Annotated in this window: 21 protein-coding genes; 5 read left to right on the top strand and 16 right to left on the bottom strand. The window is 50.7% G+C overall.

The window, feature by feature from the left end; genetic code table 11:
* Positions 1–48: 48 nt before the first annotated feature.
* Positions 49–495 carry a YaiI/YqxD family protein gene (locus CWE11_RS05975; protein WP_126776693.1) on the top strand — a complete coding sequence of 149 codons (447 nt, stop codon included), beginning with the start codon at positions 49–51 and terminating at the stop codon, positions 493–495.
* Between the two features lies 1 nt (position 496).
* On the opposite strand, the gene CWE11_RS05970 is transcribed toward CWE11_RS05975, so the two are convergent.
* From CWE11_RS05970 to CWE11_RS05945, 6 genes are all read right to left on the bottom strand, one after another.
* Positions 497–1,825 (bottom strand): ethylbenzene dehydrogenase-related protein, encoded by a 1,329-nt coding sequence (locus CWE11_RS05970; protein WP_198675606.1) that lies wholly within the window; start codon positions 1,823–1,825, stop codon positions 497–499.
* 77 nt (positions 1,826–1,902) lie between these two features.
* Positions 1,903–2,877, bottom strand: coding sequence for a GGDEF domain-containing protein (locus tag CWE11_RS05965; RefSeq protein WP_126776692.1), 975 nt, complete (start codon positions 2,875–2,877; stop codon positions 1,903–1,905).
* Between the two features lie 89 nt (positions 2,878–2,966).
* Positions 2,967–3,770 (bottom strand): DODA-type extradiol aromatic ring-opening family dioxygenase, encoded by an 804-nt coding sequence (locus tag CWE11_RS05960; RefSeq protein WP_126776691.1) that lies wholly within the window; start codon positions 3,768–3,770, stop codon positions 2,967–2,969.
* Between the two features lie 66 nt (positions 3,771–3,836).
* Positions 3,837–4,682 (bottom strand): alpha/beta hydrolase, encoded by an 846-nt coding sequence (locus CWE11_RS05955; protein WP_157981302.1) that lies wholly within the window; start codon positions 4,680–4,682, stop codon positions 3,837–3,839.
* A 47-nt stretch (positions 4,683–4,729) separates the two neighbouring features.
* A complete protein-coding gene (locus tag CWE11_RS05950) occupies positions 4,730–6,013 on the bottom strand; it encodes a DUF4236 domain-containing protein (protein ID WP_126776689.1) in 1,284 nt (427 codons plus the stop codon).
* The gene (locus CWE11_RS05945) at positions 6,014–6,319 is read right to left on the bottom strand and encodes an Mpo1-like protein (RefSeq protein ID WP_126776688.1); all 306 of its coding nucleotides are present in this window, start codon (positions 6,317–6,319) and stop codon (positions 6,014–6,016) included.
* Positions 6,320–6,603: 284 nt separating this feature from the next.
* On the opposite strand from CWE11_RS05945, the gene CWE11_RS05940 reads away from it, so the two are divergent.
* Positions 6,604–7,137 carry a hypothetical protein gene (locus CWE11_RS05940; protein WP_126776687.1) on the top strand — a complete coding sequence of 178 codons (534 nt, stop codon included), beginning with the start codon at positions 6,604–6,606 and terminating at the stop codon, positions 7,135–7,137.
* Positions 7,138–7,155: 18 nt separating this feature from the next.
* On the opposite strand, the gene CWE11_RS05935 is transcribed toward CWE11_RS05940, so the two are convergent.
* From CWE11_RS05935 to CWE11_RS05910, 6 genes are all read right to left on the bottom strand, one after another.
* The gene (locus CWE11_RS05935) at positions 7,156–8,871 is read right to left on the bottom strand and encodes a class I SAM-dependent methyltransferase (protein WP_126776686.1); all 1,716 of its coding nucleotides are present in this window, start codon (positions 8,869–8,871) and stop codon (positions 7,156–7,158) included.
* Between the two features lie 53 nt (positions 8,872–8,924).
* The gene (locus CWE11_RS05930) at positions 8,925–9,590 is read right to left on the bottom strand and encodes a HEPN domain-containing protein (RefSeq protein ID WP_157981301.1); all 666 of its coding nucleotides are present in this window, start codon (positions 9,588–9,590) and stop codon (positions 8,925–8,927) included.
* 117 nt (positions 9,591–9,707) lie between these two features.
* Positions 9,708–11,147 (bottom strand): FAD-binding domain-containing protein, encoded by a 1,440-nt coding sequence (locus CWE11_RS05925; RefSeq protein WP_126776685.1) that lies wholly within the window; start codon positions 11,145–11,147, stop codon positions 9,708–9,710.
* 56 nt (positions 11,148–11,203) lie between these two features.
* Entirely contained in the window at positions 11,204–13,102 is a 1,899-nt protein-coding gene (locus CWE11_RS05920) for a tetratricopeptide repeat-containing diguanylate cyclase (RefSeq protein ID WP_126776684.1), read from the bottom strand.
* A 46-nt stretch (positions 13,103–13,148) separates the two neighbouring features.
* Entirely contained in the window at positions 13,149–13,355 is a 207-nt protein-coding gene (locus CWE11_RS05915; protein WP_126776683.1) for a hypothetical protein, read from the bottom strand.
* 71 nt (positions 13,356–13,426) lie between these two features.
* Positions 13,427–14,311, bottom strand: a complete 885-nt coding sequence (locus CWE11_RS05910; RefSeq protein WP_126776682.1) for an alpha/beta hydrolase — start codon at positions 14,309–14,311, stop codon at positions 13,427–13,429.
* A 155-nt stretch (positions 14,312–14,466) separates the two neighbouring features.
* On the opposite strand from CWE11_RS05910, the gene CWE11_RS05905 reads away from it, so the two are divergent.
* Positions 14,467–15,774 carry a sensor domain-containing diguanylate cyclase gene (locus CWE11_RS05905; RefSeq protein WP_126776681.1) on the top strand — a complete coding sequence of 436 codons (1,308 nt, stop codon included), beginning with the start codon at positions 14,467–14,469 and terminating at the stop codon, positions 15,772–15,774.
* Between the two features lie 17 nt (positions 15,775–15,791).
* On the opposite strand, the gene CWE11_RS05900 is transcribed toward CWE11_RS05905, so the two are convergent.
* The 3 genes from CWE11_RS05900 to CWE11_RS05890 form a co-directional block, all read right to left on the bottom strand.
* A complete protein-coding gene (locus CWE11_RS05900) occupies positions 15,792–15,983 on the bottom strand; it encodes a hypothetical protein (protein WP_126776680.1) in 192 nt (63 codons plus the stop codon).
* 72 nt (positions 15,984–16,055) lie between these two features.
* On the bottom strand, positions 16,056–17,069 hold the full coding sequence (locus tag CWE11_RS05895) for an isopenicillin N synthase family dioxygenase (RefSeq protein WP_126776679.1): 1,014 nt from the start codon (positions 17,067–17,069) through the stop codon (positions 16,056–16,058).
* Between the two features lie 92 nt (positions 17,070–17,161).
* The gene (locus CWE11_RS05890; RefSeq protein WP_126776678.1) at positions 17,162–18,016 is read right to left on the bottom strand and encodes a hypothetical protein; all 855 of its coding nucleotides are present in this window, start codon (positions 18,014–18,016) and stop codon (positions 17,162–17,164) included.
* 161 nt (positions 18,017–18,177) lie between these two features.
* On the opposite strand from CWE11_RS05890, the gene CWE11_RS05885 reads away from it, so the two are divergent.
* Together CWE11_RS05885 and CWE11_RS05880 are read left to right on the top strand one after the other, a co-directional pair.
* Positions 18,178–19,497, top strand: coding sequence for a plasmid pRiA4b ORF-3 family protein (locus CWE11_RS05885; protein WP_157981300.1), 1,320 nt, complete (start codon positions 18,178–18,180; stop codon positions 19,495–19,497).
* A gap of 23 nt (positions 19,498–19,520) precedes the next feature.
* Positions 19,521–20,888 (top strand): M24 family metallopeptidase, encoded by a 1,368-nt coding sequence (locus CWE11_RS05880; protein ID WP_126776676.1) that lies wholly within the window; start codon positions 19,521–19,523, stop codon positions 20,886–20,888.
* A gap of 107 nt (positions 20,889–20,995) precedes the next feature.
* Here the strand turns inward: CWE11_RS05880 and CWE11_RS05875 are convergent, their stop codons facing one another.
* Complete coding sequence (locus CWE11_RS05875) at positions 20,996–21,484, bottom strand: DUF2165 family protein (RefSeq protein ID WP_126776675.1); 489 nt, start codon at positions 21,482–21,484, stop codon at positions 20,996–20,998.
* Positions 21,485–21,559 lie beyond the last annotated feature (75 nt).

Below are 21,559 nucleotides of genomic sequence, written 5' to 3'. Positions count from 1 at the left end.
GGCATTTGGCATACAATGGCGTCTTGAATGACTGCCAAGGAATATTCAATGGTTATTTATGTGGACGCTGATGCGTGCCCCGTGCCAATCCGCGAGATCCTGTTTCGTGCAGCAACGAAGCGCGAGATAAAGCTCTGTATGATTGCCAATCGTCTCATCAATCATCCACGTTCGCCGTTCATTGAGAGCGTGCGGGTCGCGGATGGTTTTGACGTGGCTGATCAGGAAATCGTGAACCGCTGTGAAGCGGGTGACATCATTATCTCTTCAGACATTCCCCTTGCAGCAGAAGCGATTGAAAAGGGGGCCCATGTATTGAGTCCTCGGGGCGAATTGTTCACCCCAGAAAACATTCGACAACGCCTGAATATGCGCGACTTTATGGATACCATGCGAAGCTCTGGCGTCCACCATGGTGGACCACCGCCGCTTAGCAACCGCGATAAAAAGGAGTTTGCCGATCACTTGGACCGGCTGCTTTCACGGGCGAAGTAAGTTAAGGTCGGCGCCGCTCTATATAGCGTTGAAACAATGGCAGGTAGCCGTGGTGATCACGCACACTGATGTCGATATCTCCCCGAATGAAGCCCGCGCCAGGATGACGTGTAAGGAGCCACTCCCAGTCCACTTGCCCTGGGTTAATGAGTTCCACTTCGTGCCACGTTAGCTCTTGCTCGACGAGTGGCTCTTCAGAGTAAACAGCAACGATGTCCGCTTCGGTTCCAATGCCCAAAGTGTGAGGAAGTGAAACACGGTGGTGGCGTGCTCCCACCGCGCCATGATGCACCGCGAAGGCGACATGATAGATTTCACCGACCGCAAGCGTCTTGCTATCGCGAGGGTTGGGGCTTTCCATACTGCGCTCAAGGGTGACCCGCCATGCGCCATCATTGTAACGACCGTCTGCTGTGATTGCGCCACGGGCTCCATCCGGCGTTTGCAGAAGACGAAACGGGATCACATCACCATCTTGCCATTCGTAATCAGGATCAAAGGGCACGGCGAGATCCTCACTGAGGAAATAATGGTCGTCTTGCCCATATCCGCGCACCAGCAAGCGCTCCCAATCGAGTGCGCGCTTCCCGGTAAGCTCCGGATTGAACATGTAAGCGGGCTGCATGGCATCTGCCGATCGGTTGTCGCTGTACATGCTGCGGCCCTCTGAACTCAGACGATAATGCAGGACATACCCGTTGTCTGCGAAACCCACCGGGTTTGAGCGATGGGCGCGCCATTGCCACAGGTCCAAAAATTCACCGCGATTTTGCATCGCATCAAGCTCTTCGAGTGGACGCACGGCATCCCATGGCGCAGGGCGATTGTAATTCTCGATCGAGCGAGATTGGGGGATATATTTGCGCACATCGGAGCGGCCCATCTCCTTTCCTAAAATCGGGTGTTCGCTCACGTCGTCGGGGTCAGCCGCCGAATCCAAGCTGCGCATTCCCGGGTGAATCAGCATCCAGCCGCCATAGCGACTGAACCCTTCCACGGAGCCGTCGTCTAGCATCATGCTAATGCGATCTTCATACAATCCGTGCTCATCAGGACCCGCTGAACCATCGCCCATGCGCATCCATTCACCATCTTGGTAGCGCCAATATTGGTGATACCAGCTCGGGTTCTCAACCTCTAAGCGATAGTGCAACCGGAATGTCTCATCATTGTATTCGGCAGCAACATAAAGTGTCTTTGCTTGGTTGCCTTTGGGCTGTTCTGGCGCTTCCGCATCTGAGAGCGACTCCATATCAGACGCCGGCGAGCAAGCGCTCAGCGCTCCAAGAATTAAGGACGTAGTGACGAATTTAAGGGCAAAACGGGACATAGCAAGCCATCCTTTAGCAAATCTGTTGTTCTAGCTTAACAAGATTCGCACGAAGAACGAACTGCTTAAAATGAATACTAATGTTGGACGATTTGGTTCTTTCCCTTCTCTTTTGCTGCGTACATCGCTTTGTCAGCACGGGAGAAAAGATGGTCAATGTGTGTATCATCGTCTCTGCGCTGTGTGAGACCTTGGCTGACTGTCACATGGAATGAATCTATACCTTTGACGAAGGCGAGCTTACGAATTTCATATTGGAGCCTATTGGCGATGTACATGGCATTCTCTGCATTACAGCGAGGGAACACAGCAGCGAACTCCTCACCGCCCACACGACCGAGTGAGTCGATCCCACGCAAACAGCCGCGCATTACTTTGGAAAAGTCACGTAAAACGCGATCACCCATCTGGTGGCCATAGGTATCATTGATGTCTTTAAAGTTATCAATATCGATCAAAATAAAGGAGATTGGCTCACGTTTTTCGATGGCCTCTTCGAGCGATTTTTGCGCTTTCTCAAAAAAGTGACGCCGGTTCATGGCCTGGGTCAAGGTATCCGTGGTTGCGAGGCGTATGAGTTCCAACTCCATTTCTTTCTTTTCGGTGATGTCCTCCGCAATTCCCACAATTGTGAGCACATTGCCGGTGGTTTTATCACGGTTAAAGAAACATTTATCACTCAGCCAGCGAACTTCGCCGTCTCCGCGAATAATTCGGTACTGACGCGCCTCGTTTGCTCCGGTTTCGATGACCTCTGCAAAACTTTGCATGGCATAGGCTAAATCATCGGGATGGATTGACTGTTTCCACTCATCATAGCTTTCAAGGAGAGCATCGGAATCGCGACCAAAAATATGATTATACGCTGGGCTGACATACAGCACTTTTTGAGTGCGCCAATCAAACGCCCACAGCACTGCATTCACGCTTTCCAGCAGCGTGTTGATTAGGTCATGATGCTGTTTCAGTTTGCCCAATTCAAATTGGGTCTGTGCTAAGACTTCAGCAAGCTCTTCGTAACTGGTGTCTTTTCGCTCTGCAGAATGCGCCACAGATGCTCCTTTTGAGGACAAGAAGTGATGTGAATTGAGTAAGTTACTGGCTTCTTGAAAGTGTAGATGACAATTTTGTGATTATCCTCCTAGACGATCCACATATAACAACTGCCTTGCTTTTTAAGCGCACTAAACCGCCAACGTTCGCTGATCCGATTATGTTGGGCCGCTCCGACACAGACGTGCAGCGGTAACAAATGCTCTTCACGCGGGTGGCAGAACCGAGCGTGGGGCGCCTTTTCCCACTGCGTAAGACGCGCTTTTCGGTCATCGGCATCGTCAAGGCGTAGCGTGTCTTCTAACCATTCTTCAAACGCCAAATTTTTCTGATCAGCTTCCAAATCGCTCCCTGCAAAAAATGCCCGCATGTTGTGGAAGGAAAACCCCGAGCCGATCACGAGGATGTTTTCGTAAGCCAACTGTGCCAGCTGCTCGCCTAAATACAAATGAGTGGCTGGATCGAGATTTGGGTGCAGAGAAATTTGTAGGCATGGGATATCAGCTTCAGGGAACAAGAGCTTGCCGGGAATAAAAACGCCATGATCGAGGCCACGGGTTGTATCGAGCTGAACGTCAATCTTTGCTGTACGGAGCGACTCTGCCAGTTGGCTCGCTAACTCCGGTGCCCCCGGTGCTGGATATTGTAGTGTGTAGGCTTCCTCAGGAAATCCGTAATAATCATAATAAAGTGACGGTTTTGCCGAAGATGTGATGGCGATCGGCGAACTTTCCCAATGCGCACTGATAAAAACCAGCGCATCGGGCTTGGGAAAGCGCTGCTCGAGTGTATTTCGAAGATCACGAAATGCCCGCAGCATATCTTCGTGGCTTGGGTCACCAAGAATCGGCAGTGGACCTCCCCCATGAGACACAAATAAAATAGGTTGCATTGCTGACCTCCCGTCAATGAAATCGGTGCTCAGACCATTAGACGCGCATCCCCGCCAAACTTCAATTTAACCTTCTTGCTTGCCCACCAGAAAATGCACTACCTCGCTCCAAATCGGGTCGCGAGGATGATACCCGATATTGTTGTGTCCTCGTCCCTCGAGTTGGATGTAGATCTTGGGTCCTGCATAGTGTTCATATAGTTCTCGACCAAACTTGGCTGGCACAATGGTATCGTGCTCTGCAGTGACGATCGCCACCGGACCATGATAATGGTGAAGTGCTGCCTTGCTGTCATAGCGGTCTCGCAGCAGTGTATTGATGGGAAGCCATGGAAAATGGTGGCGGCCAACATCAGCGAGGCGCGTAAATGGCGTGATGAGGAGAAGTCCTGTGACGTGATCTGACCGCTGCGCTGCTAGTTGTGTTGCAATACCGCTCCCGAGCGATTCTCCGAGTAAGAAAATGGGTCCTTCGTTATCTGTTTGAAGCAAGTCAAAGCCTTCAAGCGCAGCAGTGACAAAGGCTTTTTCGCTTGGTCGACCGGAGCGAGCACCATAGCCCGGATATTCAAGCAAATAGACCTGCCAGTTGAACTCACCTTGATTAAATAACGACACGAAATAGTCCCGCACAACGGCATTTCCTGCATTGCCATGAAATACCAGGATACGTCGGGTCGGTTGCGCGGTGTCAAATTCGGAGCGACCAATCCAGCCGATAAGATCACCCGACGAATTGCGCCATGGTTCCAGCCCATTGGCCTTCGCTTGCGCCACAAGGGAGGTCTCGCTAGCGGTTTGTGGATAGTAAATCAGGTTTCGCTGAAACAGGGTGTAGAGCAGCAGGATGACCACATAAACCAATGCAATGATAGCCAGTATACGAGCGGCGCTTGCGAGCAAGGTGGTCATGTGTGGCCTCGTTGTCATGTTGTGAGTGGCCCAACGCGATGCGTTGGTTACAGTTGAATAGGGCGGAAGATGCCCGTTTTGGTCATGTCACGGACCAAATTGAACTGCTCGAGCGCGGCTACCGGACAGATCCGTTCCATGTACTCAAGATTGAGGGTTGCCCACGCTTCGCGCGTTACGCTGACACTCAGAAGGTACTGATCTTCTTCGTGGCCCGTTGCTTCATTCAGGCGCTGAGTGTAGGCACTAAGACGCACTTCTTGGACGGCGGGAAGGGTCACGAAGACTACACCGAGGAGGCGTAACACCACACCATGCACGTGCCGCATGTAATCCTTTCGCTGCTGCATTGCGCTTTTGTCTTTGATGACCAAGCGTTTCCCAGTCTTTCCTAAATCGGCCTCTTGGCTAGGGAAGCTCTCCGCGGTAGGTAAATCGACATCGAGTAGAACGCAGGTTTGCTCGCCTTGCTGGATATCGAAGTCCACGAGTGTTTCCCGCGGCCAATCGAGGCGTGCAATTTCATGCTCGAGAAGTTCACTCATAAATTCGCTATCTTGATCACGGCGCGCGGCAAAGTCTGCAGCGAATTTCTGTTGCTGTGTATCATGAGCTGACTTTTCAAATTGCCACTGAGCGAGAGCTTTCTCATAACTCTCGGTTAACCGGTTGCGTTCGGTTTCCGTTGCAAATACATCGCGCTCCCACGCAGCTCGGCCTTCGTATTCTCGGGCTTGACGACGGGCTTCTAGTCCCTCAAACCAGTGATGCCAGAACCAACGCTTCGGTGGGACATAAGCGGCCGGAAGCATAGGAAGTGATGGTGGGCGTGGAGGAGGTTCACCATAGGGGATGGTTTCAAACTCCGGGGCAGGCGTGTTGAGGGTTGGTGTATCTAAATGAATATTTAATAGGAGCTCTTGGCCATCATTGATGCGCTCGAGCTCTTGCTGCAAGAAGGCATCGATGGTGGGCCCATGGGTGGCCCACATTTGACGCTCTAGCGACTTTTCGATCGGATTTCCTTCCGAGTCCCGCATGATCAACTGACCGCGTTCATCACAGGAGAGCTGTACGGTAATTCGTGTGCTTGATTGTTGCACATGGCGTGCTTGCTCCCGCGCAAGCCGACGCTGATGGGCCGGGCTTTTATCCAAGCGGCTCCGATACGAAAGCCCCGTCCCCGGAATCCCTGTATTACCCCAAATCCCTCGCTTACCTGCAGTGAGGCTGGCGCCGCGCACACCGGCAGAGACACTCATGCCGGACTTACTAAAATTTAAGCGAACACCTGGCGCGATGCGGACGCGCCGTTGAAATCGAAAAGCCATTTACCAAGGAATCCTTCCAGTCATCACGTCTTTCAACATAACCCAGTCACCCATTAAGCTATACAGAGGATGCTTAAAGGTTGCGGGTTTATTCTTCTCAAAGAAAAAGTGGCCCACCCAGGCAAAGCCATAACCGACGACGGGAATGGCTAAAAGCCACAGATACGCACCGGAAATCAGTGCATAAAGCAAAATTGCGATGACCAACAGTGAGCCAATCACGTGCAAGCGCCGAGAGGTTCGGTTTTTGTGCTCTTGAAGGTAATAGGGATAAAACTCTTTAAAGCTTTTGAATTCTTTCGGCATACGCGACTCCTGCTGGTATTTCGCCACTTTTTGCGTGGTCTATACAATATACTCCACTTTACAAACAAAATTACAACATATCTCACAAGTTCTCGCGTTGAAATGCTCCGAACAAGCGGGGAGTTTCGGTCTTTGTGGGGAGGAATCGAGTCGCAATCCGTCAGTTTTGTATGCGTCACCTATATCAAAGCGAATAGTTTTACGGTTTCTCGGTCCTAATCACTTGATCATACTTGGCTTCTGTTCAATATTTAGAAAGTTCTAATTAATAAGGTGCATGGGGCATGGCACACGCAGTTTCGAATCGGTCCATTGAAGCAGCTACGGGACATACCTGGCAACATTGGTGTGAGGTACTCGACCGAGCCGGTGCGCGTTATTTGGAGCACAAAGAAATTGCTGAATATCTTCTCAACCAAGAAAGTCTTCCCGCTTGGTGGGCACAGACCTTGGCGGTTAACTACGAACAGGAAATTGGTCGGCGTGTCCCAGGCCAAGATTGCAGTGGTAAGTTTCGAGTCTCGGTCAGCAAAACGCTTTCAGGAAGCATGGACGAAGCGTTGAGCACATGGCAAAAACTTATGAAAACCCGCGGGCAGTTCTCAGACGTGATGATCAGCCGTGGGCCCGATACCTCAACGACCGAGAAGTGGCGTTATTGGCGCTGCGGCCTTGCAGATGGTTCTTCGATTTCAGTGAACATCTATCAAAAAAGCCCAGACAAAGCCTCTCTGACGGTAGAACACGCAAAGCTTGAAAGTGAAGCCCATGTCGAGCATTGGCGAGCGTTTTGGAAGGGGGAGCTGAGTGGTCTGTGATGGGGTATTTAGTCTTCGCTAGTGTGGATCTTGCCAACCACGCCACTCAGCAGCGCCACGCTGAAATATCGCCACTTCAGCCTTCCGTTTCAGGTGATCAAAGAGCGGTCTTTCCCAGTCACTTTTTACAAACTCACCCAGTGATCGCGTTACTTCGTGCTCAAAAACTGCGGGTTCTATCTGGTGTGCACAACGCCATATTTCAATAATCCGATCTTTTGCGTTAAGGAGGACTTGATTATTGGGGACTCTATCGCGTTTTTGATTATTCACTTTTTTATGTGTCGGCAGCAGATTCCAAAGATCGTTGTTGTACCACAGGCTATACGGCAGTGCGTGATCGATGTCCATTGAGTTCGAGCGAAGTGATTTTTCGGACCAAACACATTGAGGCGTCCCTATTTCCAGATAAATCTTCCGGGCGAAGCTTTGTTCGCGGGCAACCTCTGGTTTTTCGAGCAAACGGTCCATCACTAACCCAAGTGTGACATTTGGGAGTTTGTCACCGAATCGGGAACATAGCTCGGCCCATCTTAGGATCAGTGAGTCCCTTACCCAATAACCGGTCAAACAAAACTCGAGCCAAAGCTCAGCTTCAACAACGACGCGATCGGTGGCTTTCTCATGATGAAACATTTTCCCTTCCGCCGCGAAATTGACGGGTCCGTTGATAATCGCGGTTCGGATTTTAGTCAGCGTACTGCGCAACGTTTTATTTATCGGCTCAGGGAGTGTTTGCTTCTTCCATGCCAACATAAACATAGAGAACAGCTGAGGTGAGGATACATCGGTAATTTGGAAGTATTCGCTTGCTGATTTTATCAGTTCATCCAATAAAAACCGGAACGAAATAGGCTTGCCTCCTCGGCCCTCTGCATTGATCTGGGGGATGAAGGTTCGGGACGCCACCAAAGGCCAATAGTATGCTAGCCAGAGTTCAGCGATTCGTTTGGTTGGAATTCCGATATTGCCATCGGGATACCAAGTGACTGCGTGTTCGTCTTGTTCGGCGACATCACAAAACGCCCGCAGAAGGGCCAGCTTGTATGTAGCCGTTTTACGGTCATTGCGTAAGACGGATTCAATCCGATCGAGGGGCTTACCAAGTGATGAGCGCCGAACAAACAAAAACGTGTGCCAACTTGTTTCTGCTCTTCCGAGGGCGTCGCCATCGTCATGTTCTGCAATGCATTCAAACGCCAAACGCTTGCACAGTAGTTTTAATTGCCCTGGGGTGATGGGATTGAAGAGTCGCCCATGTCTATCACGATCATCTGTACCAATGTCAGGACGGGAGGCTGGGATTGAGATAAGTAGCCGACCATTCACATTCAATAGATCTCGTAACGCAAGTATGGAGTCAAAAAGCACATTTGGAGGCAAATGCATGAGGACTGCGGAGCAGACCACACCATCATATTTTTTATAGGTACTCAGCTTATCGGGAAGCTGCCCGGCAAAGAGTCGTTCTGTTAACTCGGGGTGATGCTTTAGCGCGAGTTTACGCAAGGCATCGGACGGCTCGACACCATATGCATCAAATCCTTGCGATAAAAGCTCCCGAACGTCCCGCCCCGAACCTGCTCCTACGTCCAGAACGGACGCGCCCTCTGCAAAACTTGAGGAAAAATGTTTTGAAATCCCACTTTGCGCAACGGCTTCGTAACGCAGGAAAATATCCTCCGCGTTGTCTTCGTAGAAGCGAGTTGTTTGCTGATCAATCAAGTGAGTCATTTTCGATGTCCGTCCGAGCGCTTTCCCTATATGAACTTATGTCTTCAGGAGAATCAATCCTCCAAAAAATAAGCCGCATCACCCCAAGGCTCGGTGCCGTGCTCCATCATAAGCTCAATAATGATGGGCACAATGCAGCGTAAAATAGCGGTCGCATCTTCAATTTGCTCTCGGTTTAATCGGCCTTTCCATGTGGCACCGCCATGAATCAGTTGGTTGCGTAAGGTGTAGAGGCGGCTTAGTAAAATTGACAAAGATGTCACAACATCTTGTTCTGCAAGCGCTTGGTGGCTGCGTCGCTTGGCCGCAGTGAAGCTTTCGCGCCATGAATCATCAAGCGGGTCAGCGTTTACACACTCCCAGAACGGCTGATACACGTATTGATTATCCATCAATGCCCGAATGTCGGTGGTGTAACGTTCCCAGATGATTCCATAGAGCCGCTGATGGGTGTCATACCGAATAATTCGCTCTAGGAAAGAATCAAATGCGAGCTTTTCGCGGACCCGGGTTTCTTGGGTATATTGGCTCGAATAGGCTGCGTTAAACGCGATCCATAAGAAAATGAATTCGCAGTCGGTATCACCAGCGGCGCGCTCCTCTTCGGCCTTATTGAGCCAGCTAAGTGCGCGGTGAACGCGTAAATTGAGGCCCTTTCCCCAATGCTCGCGGTGTTCACGTTGATAGTCTTTTAATGTGGCGTGTGCAGGGATGTCCATGTATTAACCCTTCGTTCCGTGTGCCGATGCTTCGGTCATGTTGTTATGACCATAAATTAACCTGTTGAGGCGCAGGATGAAAGGGTTGTGTAAAGAAACTGAAAACTCGTATGCCGATCAGGCGCGGCGGGTGTGTCGTGCAAGGAGGTGCGGGTTGTGGAGTTGAACCTCGGATTTTTGTTGAAAGCCCCAAAGTCGGTCACGTGCTGCCCGGTGTGTTTCTGCAATATTCACCAACGGCTCGGGGTAATCTCGGCCAAGGACCACACCATGCATGGTTTGTTCCATGGGTGTCATTTCCCACGGTTGATGCAATAGCCCGTTGGGTAAGGATGCAAGTTCGGGCACCCAATGGCGGATAAAATCGCCATTTGGATCTTGCTTCTGGCCTTGATACACGGGGTTATAAATTCGGATGGTGTGGATGCCGGTCACCCCTGCCTGCATGTTCAGTTGAGGGTAGTGAATTCCGGGCTCGAAATCGAGGAACACGCGGGCGAGGTGGGGTGCTCCAAGTCGCCAGTCAATATTCAAGTGGTGACTCAACATAGAGACCAGCATGGCACGCATGCGAAAGTTGATGTACCCCGTGGTATTGAGGCAACGCATACTGGCGTCTACCAGCGGAATTCCAGTTTGGCCTTGCTCCCAAGCTTTTAGATCTTTGGGGACATTCACGTCTGCACGAAATGGAAAGGCCCGGTATCCGGGATTGAAATGTTCATGTTCCATATCCATTCCAGATTCGAACTTTTGCAAGAAGTGACAACGCCAATGCAATCGTGAGCTGAAAGCGCGCCAAGCGCGGGTCGGGAGTTGCGTGTGATGTTGCAGAGCATATTGCCATACTTCGCGAATACTTAAATTGCCCCACGCCAAATATGGTGAAATACGTGAGCAACTGCTGCGACTTGCTGCGGGTTTGGAGATGTCTTGATGATACCTCGCACCGCGGCCCGCCATGAACTCTTTTAATTCTCTCCAGCCGTGTTGTGCCCCACCAATCTGTTGCTCTGGCACCGGTTGTCGCCATTCTCGTGGGGGTGATACGGGTGGTAAATGATCTGCGCGGAAAAGCTGAGAAAGCGCCGTGAGCTCAACTGAGGGGCAGGGCTGATTCATCACGGAGCGCCAATGCTGGTCCCATCCGCTGCGGTCAGATAGCCCCCGAATAACCGCTCCGCATGGGAATTCCTGCCATTGCACACCCCGTTTTATACACCACTTTTTTAAGGCTCTATCACGCGCGTAGGTGCTCTCAATGCCAATCTCTTCATGGCTAAAAATAGTCCCAATGCGGTACGTTCGGTGCAAGTTGTTTAGTGTGTCTGACAGGCGCCCTTGGGTGAGGGTCAGCCTTCCGGCGAGTTGGTGATTGATCTCGGTTAGCGATTGCCACATAAAGCGCCAATGCCGATCCGAGTAATGGGGATCGTTCCGCAGAAAGTCCTCCACCACAAAGAGGATAATGAAGGGTTTATTGGCTGCTTGGGCAGCTGCGAGTGGGGCGTGATCAGTGAGGCGAAGATCACGTTTTAACCAGACAATATTGATCATGTCAGGCAATACGCATCAGATATATCGATGCGATCACCTGTTTGACGGAGGCCGCGTTATTTCATGGGCCAGGTTTGCAATTCACCTTCGATGTCAGCTCGAATCTGTCCCCGACCACCTTGTTTTGCTTGATAGAGTAAATCATCGGCGCGCTGAATGGCGTCTTGCCATGTGTCGGTTCGTCCTGCCATGTACACGGCTCCACCGGATGCATTGACGTCTATGTTGGGGAACGGAGTATGGATAATTGCGTCTCTAATTTTGTTTTTGATAACGTCAATACCCACATCATTCACGCGACGAATCACAATCAAGAACTCCTCGCCACCCCAACGCACCACGAGGTCTTCGGCACGCAGCGCGGCGGTGAGTCGTTGACTAACACTTAACAGCACTTGGTCGCCAATATCGTGGCCGAATTGGTCGTTGATACTTTTGAAATTATCGAGATCAAATAAAATAATGAGATCACCCCGTTGCTCTGGAAAATTAAACAGTGCACGGCGGTTATACAGTTGCGTAAGCGGGTCCCGATTGGACAGCTCGGTCAGTTCTTTGTTGGCGAGGTAGAGCTGGGTGTTAAGCTTGCGCACACGGCGCATCGCAAGCAACGCAAATGCGAGAGCGACAAACAAGAAAATACTTAGCAATCCTATCCACCGCTGATTTCGTTGCTGTTCTGCAAGGCGCGCCTCGCGCAACGCGGACTCTTGTTCCAACCACTGAATGCGTAATGCGGCTTCTTGCGCATCGTAGCGCACTTGTAGCTCTCCAACCACGCGCTCGCGTTCCGCCCGATACGATGCTTCGCGCAGAGCGAGCTGTTGTCTGACGACTTCGAGCTCCCGCTCCATGTTGCCAGCCGTTTGGTACGCATCGGCTAAGTAGTTCAACATATCGGCCTGGGAGCTCGGGGGTGCCGTTTGACTGAAGTCCTCAAAGGCGGTTTCCATAATGGCGAGCCCTGGTTCGAACTCGCCCTGCTTGACCATCACGTAGCCTTGATTAAATAACATGATGTGCAGCTCATAGGTGTTGCTGATTGCTTGGGCAATAGCGACGCCCTTCTCAAAATATCGCTCGGCGGCTTCATAGTTTCCATTGTGCAGATTGAGCGCTCCGAGATTATTAAACGCGAGCATTTGTGTGCGGCCAACGGGCTCACCTTCGGGCGCTTGCGTTGCCTTGAGGAAATCAGCTTCTGCAGCTTCGTTCGGACCCTCGGTCACTTGAATCACAAAGCCACGGACCATGTAGAGTTCGGGCAGACGCCCTTCAAGTCCATAGCGATACGATTCTTCAATGGTATTGTCGAGCGTCTGTCGTGCTCGGTCAAAGTGTCTGAGTCGCGCGTGGGTTCGCGCAACGTGCAGGTTGAGGAACTGACGGCGTCGCTGCAGATGCTCGTCCTCAATTGTCATCATCACTTCGTGGGCGCGCAGCAAATAGGTCAGCGCTTGCTCGTAGTCATGGATAAATTCGTAGCTTCGGCCAATTAAGTGCAGGCGATGGTAGTAGACTCGGGCGTCGTCAATACCCGGTTCCATGAGCTCGGGAAGCAGTTGGCCAAGCGCTTCTCGCATTTGAGCATGGATATAAATCTCGCCTTTTGCATTCACTAGCTCGGCGCGAGCAATGGGATGATTGGTAATATCATCGTGCCCAAGTGTGGTGTCGATGATTTCAAGGGCATCCTCAATCAAATGATCATGAATGGCCAATGCAAGCGCTTCATAGGCGCGTGCCCGAGCATAGGTGGCGACCGGTGTTTGATCATCCAGTTCGCTGAGAATTGTGCGTAGTGCATCTCGATCCCGCGGGGCGAGTCCTACGCCAAGAGTGCTACTTAAACGTTGCTCCAAAGCAGGGTCCCGCTCGGCAGCATGGCTCATCGGTACACAAAAGAGGAGGTCGAGAAACAAGAATCCGATCAGGATGATATACGCTTTTTTCATGTACAGTGCCGGTCTCTAAATTCCTCGATACACATCGAGAACCCCATTAATAACGAATTGCACAGCAATCACCGCCAAGATAATTCCGAACACCCGCGACAAGTGATGAGCGCTTGGCAGTTGCTCGGATGGTCTTTTTCTTCGCATGGGGTAGCAGCGAGACAAAGATAAAGGCGGTTGTGAGCGGATTCACGATTACAAAGAGCGCAGCAATCGTAATCGCCAAGTACTCAACAAAACCACCAAACATCATTCGAAACTCCTAACGCCTATTTTAATATTGATTCGTCAATCAGTTATTTATAGGTGACTTGGAAGTAAAGCTCAATTGGTGATGTCGGATTCTGGCGTACAAATCTCGTTGAGTTGATGTAGCTCAAAAAACTCCTGAATGTCGTTGTAGGCAGGTGTCCAAAATCGCAGAGGACTCGCAAGACTTGCGACCAATGCAACATGTCGTGCTCGCTCGTACATTCGTGTTTCAACCGGCACGTTCAATTCAGCGAGCCGAGCAGCAAACTTTTCCGTGTGCTCGGGTGCAGCGATGGTATCTGATCCGCCGTGCAGCAACAGTGTACGGGGCATATTCTCATGTGCGAGTGCCACCGGATTCGCTTCATCACCTTCTACTGTCGTGAATTTGTCTTTCACCCGCTCGTGCTCAAGTGGCAGGTCGTATGGCCCCGACATACCAATCAGGGCATGGACGGTGGGTGAGAACGGCACGAATTCATCAAAATAACGCGGATCGGCAACCAGCATAGCAACGGAATGTGCGCCGGCCGAGTGGCCCATCAAGATGAGATTGTCGGGACTTGGGCACGGTTCATTGAGGTGCTCAGGAAGTGCTGCAATGGCTTTGGCGATGTCATCGATAAATTGTGGGAATTCAACATCTGGATACAGGCGATAGTTGGGGATCACGGTGACGTAACCTAAGCGCGCGAACGCTTGCCCCACAAATTCGAACTCGTTTTTATCCCCCTGATCCCAGGCCCCACCATAAACAAACACGATAATGTTCTCGCGTAACGGTTTTTGGCTTGGGATGTAGATATCCATCTGCTGACGGCTGTCGGTCGCGTAAGGAACGTCAGCGAGGCGATTGTAACTTCCGCTTGGCACAACCGTATTGAGCACGCGCGTCGGTTGGCATGCAGTAAGAACGAACGCTCCGCAGAGGAGGGCAATTAAGATCCACAAACGCATAAGACTCCCTTTGTTGATGGTTTATCTACGTAAATAGGGCGTTGTGCGATCAGCGCTCAAGGATAACTATCACCTTGAATCTTATGCTATTCGTTATATACCCGATTAATCGAGATTGGCTACTATTGAAAAGACAATAAGAAAAAGGACAAGACGTGAGTTTCGATTTGCTGCAGCGTGCTGGGGTCTCTTCAGAGATCCTTAGCTCGGTGCTCGACAACGTGGGTGCCTATGTTTATATCAAGGATCTAAACGGACAATATCTGTATGCAAATCAACAGACGTTGCGCCTTTTTGATATCACCCTACAAGGACTTGCTGGCAAAACAGACGGCCATTTTTTTGATTTAGAGCGAAGCCGAGCCCTTCGCGATAACGATGTGCGTGTTTTAAAATCCGGCGAAACCCTGACCACCGAAGAAGAAAATATTCTTAAATCAACCGGTGAATCCAGAACCTTTCTCTCCGTGAAGAAACCGCTGCGCGATGAGACTGGAGATATTATTGGCATGTTTGGCGTTTCCACAGACATTACGGAGCGAAAAATGCTTGAAAAACAGTTACGCCAGCAAAATGAATTGCTGCAAATTGTCATGGATAATGTGGATTCGGCCATCTTTATGTTAGATGAGTACAACAATCTGTTGTATGCCAATAAACAACTTGCGGAGCAGTTCAAATTGCAGCGTGTCGGGCCGCAACATACACCCATTGCATCCTTTGTGGATGAGAATGCATACAAAGAACTCGCTGAACACAACCAGTTTGTTTTCGAATCTGCGGAAAAGCAGGCATTTCGCGAGAATGTGATGGGGCCGGATGGCGAGCAACGTGTTTTTTGGTCGGTGAAAGTCCCTTATGTGAATGAAGAACAGGAAAAAGTCATTATTGGCCTGTCGACGGACATGACGGAGCTGTTTAAATTACAAGAAAAGCTGCGTGAGCAATCCACTCAAGATCCGATGACGGGTTTATATAACCGGCGTTTCTTTATGGATTTTGCGGAGAAAACTCTGGCAGAGTCTGAGCGCAGCCGTCGGACCACATCAATTCTGCTCATTGATCTTGACCATTTCAAACAGGTCAATGATGAGCATGGTCACCCTATCGGAGACATGGTGTTGTACGAGATTTCCAGACGTATCGTAAAATCATTGCGGCGCGGGGATATTGCCGCTCGGGTTGGCGGAGAGGAATTTGCAGTATTACTGCCAAACACCCCGCTTAACGCGGCGACGGAAGTCGCGAATCGCATTTGCAAGCTGGCGCGCATGAACCCTGTTAAATTCCCTGAGGATAATCATGTGACGGTCACCTTGAGCATTGGTGTTGCAGCAAGCGCAAAGTCTTTACAGTCGTTTGAGGGGATTTATGCACTCGCTGATAAGTACTTGTATCAAGCAAAGCGAAAGGGTCGCGACCAAGTGTGTGCCGCGACACCTGATGATCATCCGTTGCCCTGAGAACGGGGCGCGATAGATTAGACGTTTTCGCCTTCGGCGCGAACGTTGAGTGCCGTGGTTCCACGAATCTCAAATTCGACGCGGGTCTGCTCAATGGGACTTGTTTCTGATACCCAATCATGCAGTTTGAAGAAGTAACGGACGCCATCATCTCCGCCGATGGCTCCTTCGTCGCGCTCCGCGTTAAATCCTAATATTTTTCCTCGCATAGCTATGCTCCTTTTCGACGTCCTGTCTTTGAGTATAGCCAATAACTTTCAAGGAAGCTCAATTCGAGCGGGCTAGGATGCCCGCTTGATGTAGTGTGCTGCCGCGACATCTGGATGAGAGCGTAGACGTCCTTTCAAGACATTCTCACCGACCTGATAAAACAGTGGGTTTTCCGGATCTGCACTTGGGCCCAAGGCCTTCACTTTGAGGTGGTCCGGGAGCTGCAGAAGCGGGACCTCGCTATCCAACTGAGCGGCCATAAAGAAAGCCACCGAATAACGGTCAATCCCCGCTGCTGGTGTAACGACCCGATGATAAGTCGCACGTAAGTAGCCATCAGAGGCGAGCTCAAGGAGTTCGCCAATATTGACCACCACAGCGCCCTCGAGTGGAGGTACTGTGACCCACCCTCGCTCATCCATTAGGACTTCAAGGCCGCTTTGTTGGTCTTGTGTCACGATTGTGAGATAGCCTGGGTCTTTGTGCGCACCCACACCTTGGCGCTCACCGGCCTCTTGATCTGACGCGCCGGGATAGCGAATCAATTTCATATGGGTGTAAGGTTTTTGCACGGTTTCACCGAACACATCTGCGGGTTGCTCGAGCGACTCTGCAAACGCGCCGAGCAAATCGACAGTCAGCTCGGTGAGTGCATCTTGATAAGCAAGGGCGACTGGCTTTAATCCAGGTAAACTCTGCGGCCATTGATTCGGGCCCACGAGCTGCCACCATTGTGGATCGCTCGGATCAAGATGGACAGCCGCTTGCTCTTGCATCAGATCAAACTGCTCGCGTCGATCAGGCTTCCCTTGGGTTAGCTCGCCCTGCAATTGCGTATACCCCCGAAAGTGGGGTGAATTGACCATGGCAACTGCTTGTTTTTGTGCTGCTGGGAGCGCAAAAAACTGCTTGGTTTTATGCAGGACCTGCTGTTGCAGACGACACAATTCATGTCCGGTCACGTAAAAAAAGCCAACGGTGCGTGCCGCTTCAGCGAGTTGTGTTAAAAACGCATGCTTTTGTTCGCCGCCCGCGCGAAGATCGCGGACATCGAGGACAGGAAGAACAGTCGAATGTGTGTTCATACAGGCTCCTAAGTGTGAATGCCTGTATGAATTATAGGCTTGAGTGTGCTTCGCCCGAAAAACCGTTTTGCTATTTGATATAGCGGAAAGTGCTAGAGCAGTCGCTCATCTAAGAATTCTTTGATGTGCTCGGAGCGAAATAAAAACTCATTGAGTTTGATCTCCTTCCCTTGCGCCGTGTCTAAGATTACATGTTTATATCGGGTGACGGCAGGTGCACGAGCACTGGATTCTAAATAGGCACCTTTGATATCGGAAATTTTGATGGATTTTGTTTGTAGTGGGCTCTCAATCAGCACTTTCTCACGGTCGATCGTCATGCGACGCGCTGCGGTTAGATTTCTGTAGTGCGTGAGTACTACGATGACCAGAGCCACGCCGACCGGATAGGCTTGATTGGCAAGTATGGTTGTCAGTGCCTCTCCCCGGATTAAGTTCAGGATGACCGGCACGAAAATAATCCCTGCAAGCAAGCTCATGGTCCATTTCAACGTATCTTTTGAGAGGGGTTGGCGGTGAAATACGACCTTCTGCTTGCTTGGTCTTTTCATGCGCTCGAGAATAAGCGTGTGCAGCGTGTTGAACTTATCCACAAAACGACTGAGTTTGAGAATGGTTTCGCCCGCATCGTTCATTAAATGAATCTCGCGGAAATCATCGGTCTCGTGCGCGTCAGCGATATCTTCCCACGCTACGAATTTCACATTTTCTTTGTAGCGACGAACCGCAATCCCTTGCTTAGTCACATAAATATCCATGTGTTCATTTTCTGGCTGCATGCGCCAACCGAGCACTAGCGCGACGGGGAGTAAGAACGCGAGATAGGTTTCAAAGCGGAATTCCCAGATGCCAGTTAGAATATAAGCGACCGCCAACCAGAGCAGCGCGACCATAATCCAATAACGGATTTGGGGTGGCTCGTGCATCGGAAATGATTGTCCTTCCATGGGTTTTCTCCTCGTGATTTTCTTGTTGCTACAAAAATAGGGAGCTTAGGGAGATAAAGCAATATTCCTATCTTCAGATATACAGAAGAAAACCAGACTTTTATTTGCATCCCAAGCATCGACAGTTATGCTAGCGATAACTTGCCGAAGAGAGAGCTATTTTGAGTCATTACGCGACCATTTTAATTTCGTTAGAAGACGCTCCTGTTCCTGTTGAGCGCATTTTGCAGATCCCAGCAGATTTCACCCTTGATTTCGTGCATATGTTTTTGCAAGAAGCCATGGGTTGGCGTGATGAGCATTTCTATTGCTTTCACACACCGCTCGGTTCGATTTACCCCGATACGGATGATTTATTGGGTGAGGCAACCAGCAACCTTCTCGACCACGAAGTGACATTGCGCGATGTGCTCCCCGAAGTCGGCGCCTGTATACACTATGTGTATGATTTTGGTGATAACTGGACACACCTTATTCAATTGCTCGAATGGGTCCCAGAAGATGAGGGGCTAACACAAGTCCTGAGTGCATCGGGTCGGTGCCCACCGGAGAATGCGGGTGGGGTTTTCGGCTATGAGGAAATCTTAAAAACACTCGGTTCAGCGGGTAACGATGAGAGTAAGCAAGGGATCATCGAGTGGCTTGGGGTTTCAGAGTGGGACCCAATGGATCCGCAACTCGAGTTGTTGCAACTCAACCTAAACGATCTGATCGAAGAGATTTTTTCGCAGGCCGACCAACTGCCTGACGAGGATGTGGCGGCACAGTTTATTACCCACGACGAGGACTATGAATTACCGGGCCTCCTGCATGAATTTCTTGCCCGCCCCTACGATGCCCCTGAATTTTTGGAGATTGTGATTCCAGATGGGCACGCAGCGTTACCCATCACCCACGTATTAGCCCCGACATTTTTGGCGTTGCGTGATCGCAGTGTCCCTCGAGCCCCGGCATTTGAGCGCGAAATTGCACCGACTGATATTCTGACTCAACCGTTGCAGCTTGAAGAGCACGCGCTTGGGATTCTTGAGTGTACCGATTTGGTAACGGTGGATAAGGGCAGTCTTACCTTAAGCAAGCGAGGAAAGCAGGTGCTTCCTCAGGCGGCAAGCACTGAGCTCACCTTGGCGCTTTTGCGTGCGGGGCTCGGCGCATACAACTGGGCCAGATTCGGAGGCCATTCAGATATCCCCGCGATCCAGTTTAGCTTCCCGTTGGTTCTGTGGAAGATATGCGAAACCGAGGATTGGACCCCACTTCACGCGTATACAGACTATCTTGCTCAACTGATACCGGATATTTATTTTGAATGTCAGTCCCCGTTTATGGGACCCATTACGGAACTGCTTGAAACCTACTTACGGCGGATGACGTTGGTTGCTGAGCTGTTTGGCTTGGTTGAATTACGCAAAGAAGCTGAACCGACTGAGGCGGAAATTCGTCCCGGTCCAAATGCACATTGGTTGCAGTGGCACTTATAAAAATAAGCACAATAGGAGATGACATGGGCATAAAACACATAGGTTTGTTGGCGGCAGCTTTATTGCTGAATGCCACTGGGTGTGATGCGAATTCGGCTGAACCGACGCAAGGTCGCGTGATTGAAAATGCCACCGACTTTTCAATTTTGTCGCCCCGGGCGCGTATTGCGCCTGAGAATGAGATGCTCGCGGATCGACTTGAACATTTGCTACCACGTCTGATGGAAGAGCAAAACATTGATATGTGGCTGGTGCTCAATCGTGAAAAGGCGGAGGATCCAATTTACTTCACCTTGATTCCTCAGCCGGAATTCGCGGCGCGGCGCACGACTATGTTGGTCTTTAATCGTCTTGAGGATGGAACGGTTGAGCGGTTGACGGTTAATCGCTATCCATTGGGCGCCCCCTACGAAGCAGCTTGGCAAGGGGGCAGTCTTGATGAGCAATGGGACGCCTTAGGGGAACTGATTGCTGAGAAAAATCCAGGCACCATTGGAATCAATGTGTCACGCGATTGGTCTGTGGCTGACGGACTGACGTCTGCTCTGCATACCCGGTTACTGGAGGTTCTGCCGGAGGGCTTTGATGAGCGAATTGTCTCGGCGGAAGCTTTAGTTGTTCGGTGGATTGAGCAACGGACCGAAGCTGAGCTCGAAGTGTATCCGCATATTGTCGGGATCGCGCGCGGCGTCATTGCCGAGGCGTTTAGCTCTCGGGTTATAACGCCTGGAATTACGACCACGGATGATGTGGCCTGGTACATTCGTGAGCGATTTAAAGAACTCCAACTGCCTATTTGGTTCATGCCGTATGTGAGCTTTCAACGTGAGGGTATCACCTGTGATCCCGAGACCGCGTTTTGTGGCGATACGGGTGTCATCAAGCGGGGCGACTTACTCCATACCGATGTGGGTATTTGTTATTTGAAACTATGTACTGATACGCAGGAAATGGCTTATGTTCTTCGCGTCGATGAGGATGATGTACCGCAAGGATTCAAAGATGCATATCGGGTGGGGAATCGTTGGCAGGACATTCTGACTGGCGAGTTTGTGACGGGGCGCACGGGAAACGAGATTCTTGCAGCGACCATCGCACAAGCTGAATCGGAAGGTATTTTAAGCAGTACATATACGCACCCAATTGGTTTCTATGGCCATGCACCTGGGCCGACCATTGGGATGTGGGATAACCAGGGGCCAACGCCGGTTCAAGGCGATTGGCCACTGTATCCAAACACCGCGTACGCGATTGAAGGGAACATCAAACATCCCGTCGCGGAGTGGGGTGGTCAGCTCGTCCACATCAAAATGGAGCAAAGTGCATACTTCAATGGTGAGCGAGTGATCTATTTGGCCGGACGGCAAACCCAGTTTCACTTGGTTCGGTAACCAACGCATTGCGAGGCCCACACCCGGTAACCAACGCGTATTCCGTAACGGGGCGTTGGGCCGGGATATGAGGCATCGCAAAACGCACGCCCAACGCGATGCGTTGGCTACGAGTCGGGCATGGCGATAAACAACGACACCAAAGCGATGGAACCAAGATACTGGAACGATCCCATCAGCGAGCCGGCACCGAGCTCTGTTTGCCACATTTGGAAAAACGCCCCGCCAATCACGGTAAAGAGACCGAACCACACGAGCAGCGCAATACCTGCACCAAGAAAAACGGTCGATTTACTGTGTTGGAAGGTGGCAACATCACGCCTGCGCGCTTGCCACATGGCATAGGTTCCTTTCAGCACCACAAAACCTGCGATAAATTCTAAGGCTATGACCAGTGTCAGTGGAATCCACACGAGGACTGGGTTTGAAATGCCAAAGGCGAAGGTATTGGGGTAGGCTTGATGGTCTGAAAGTCCTAGAACGTAACCCATAAAGAAGTGGGCTTCAGCCAGGTTAACGACATTTTGTGCGGCATAGAAAACGCACAAGAGACCGATAAATAACGCCAACAAGATTTTAATTGTTCGTAAAGCCATCTCTCTTTCCTTATTTTGATTATTAAAGAGAGAGCGACATCATGTGCTGTGACTTCTTCTAGCATCCACTCTGCC

This window comes from Aliidiomarina sanyensis, from assembly GCF_003987175.1.
Taxonomy (GTDB): Bacteria; Pseudomonadota; Gammaproteobacteria; order Enterobacterales; family Alteromonadaceae; genus Aliidiomarina; species Aliidiomarina sanyensis.
This window is presented reverse-complemented; position numbering and strand designations above follow the sequence as displayed.

Bases quoted from the DNA above. Each gene is read 5' to 3' on its own strand.
- CWE11_RS05895 (WP_126776679.1), bottom strand. From the start codon at position 17,069: ATGAACACACATTCGACTGTTCTTCCTGTCCTCGATGTCCGCGATCTT.
- CWE11_RS05900 (WP_126776680.1), bottom strand. From the start codon at position 15,983: ATGCGAGGAAAAATATTAGGATTTAACGCGGAGCGCGACGAAGGAGCC.
- CWE11_RS05935 (WP_126776686.1), bottom strand. From the start codon at position 8,871: ATGACTCACTTGATTGATCAGCAAACAACTCGCTTCTACGAAGACAAC.
- CWE11_RS05975 (WP_126776693.1), top strand. From the start codon at position 49: ATGGTTATTTATGTGGACGCTGATGCGTGCCCCGTGCCAATCCGCGAG.
- CWE11_RS05960 (WP_126776691.1), bottom strand. From the start codon at position 3,770: ATGCAACCTATTTTATTTGTGTCTCATGGGGGAGGTCCACTGCCGATT.
- CWE11_RS05945 (WP_126776688.1), bottom strand. From the start codon at position 6,319: ATGCCGAAAGAATTCAAAAGCTTTAAAGAGTTTTATCCCTATTACCTT.
- CWE11_RS05880 (WP_126776676.1), top strand. From the start codon at position 19,521: ATGGGCATAAAACACATAGGTTTGTTGGCGGCAGCTTTATTGCTGAAT.
- CWE11_RS05930 (WP_157981301.1), bottom strand. From the start codon at position 9,590: ATGGACATCCCTGCACACGCCACATTAAAAGACTATCAACGTGAACAC.
- CWE11_RS05920 (WP_126776684.1), bottom strand. From the start codon at position 13,102: ATGAAAAAAGCGTATATCATCCTGATCGGATTCTTGTTTCTCGACCTC.
- CWE11_RS05910 (WP_126776682.1), bottom strand. From the start codon at position 14,311: ATGCGTTTGTGGATCTTAATTGCCCTCCTCTGCGGAGCGTTCGTTCTT.
- CWE11_RS05940 (WP_126776687.1), top strand. From the start codon at position 6,604: ATGGCACACGCAGTTTCGAATCGGTCCATTGAAGCAGCTACGGGACAT.
- CWE11_RS05925 (WP_126776685.1), bottom strand. From the start codon at position 11,147: ATGATCAATATTGTCTGGTTAAAACGTGATCTTCGCCTCACTGATCAC.
- CWE11_RS05875 (WP_126776675.1), bottom strand. From the start codon at position 21,484: ATGGCTTTACGAACAATTAAAATCTTGTTGGCGTTATTTATCGGTCTC.
- CWE11_RS05955 (WP_157981302.1), bottom strand. From the start codon at position 4,682: ATGACCACCTTGCTCGCAAGCGCCGCTCGTATACTGGCTATCATTGCA.
- CWE11_RS05950 (WP_126776689.1), bottom strand. From the start codon at position 6,013: ATGGCTTTTCGATTTCAACGGCGCGTCCGCATCGCGCCAGGTGTTCGC.
- CWE11_RS05970 (WP_198675606.1), bottom strand. From the start codon at position 1,825: ATGTCCCGTTTTGCCCTTAAATTCGTCACTACGTCCTTAATTCTTGGA.
- CWE11_RS05915 (WP_126776683.1), bottom strand. From the start codon at position 13,355: ATGATGTTTGGTGGTTTTGTTGAGTACTTGGCGATTACGATTGCTGCG.
- CWE11_RS05890 (WP_126776678.1), bottom strand. From the start codon at position 18,016: ATGGAAGGACAATCATTTCCGATGCACGAGCCACCCCAAATCCGTTAT.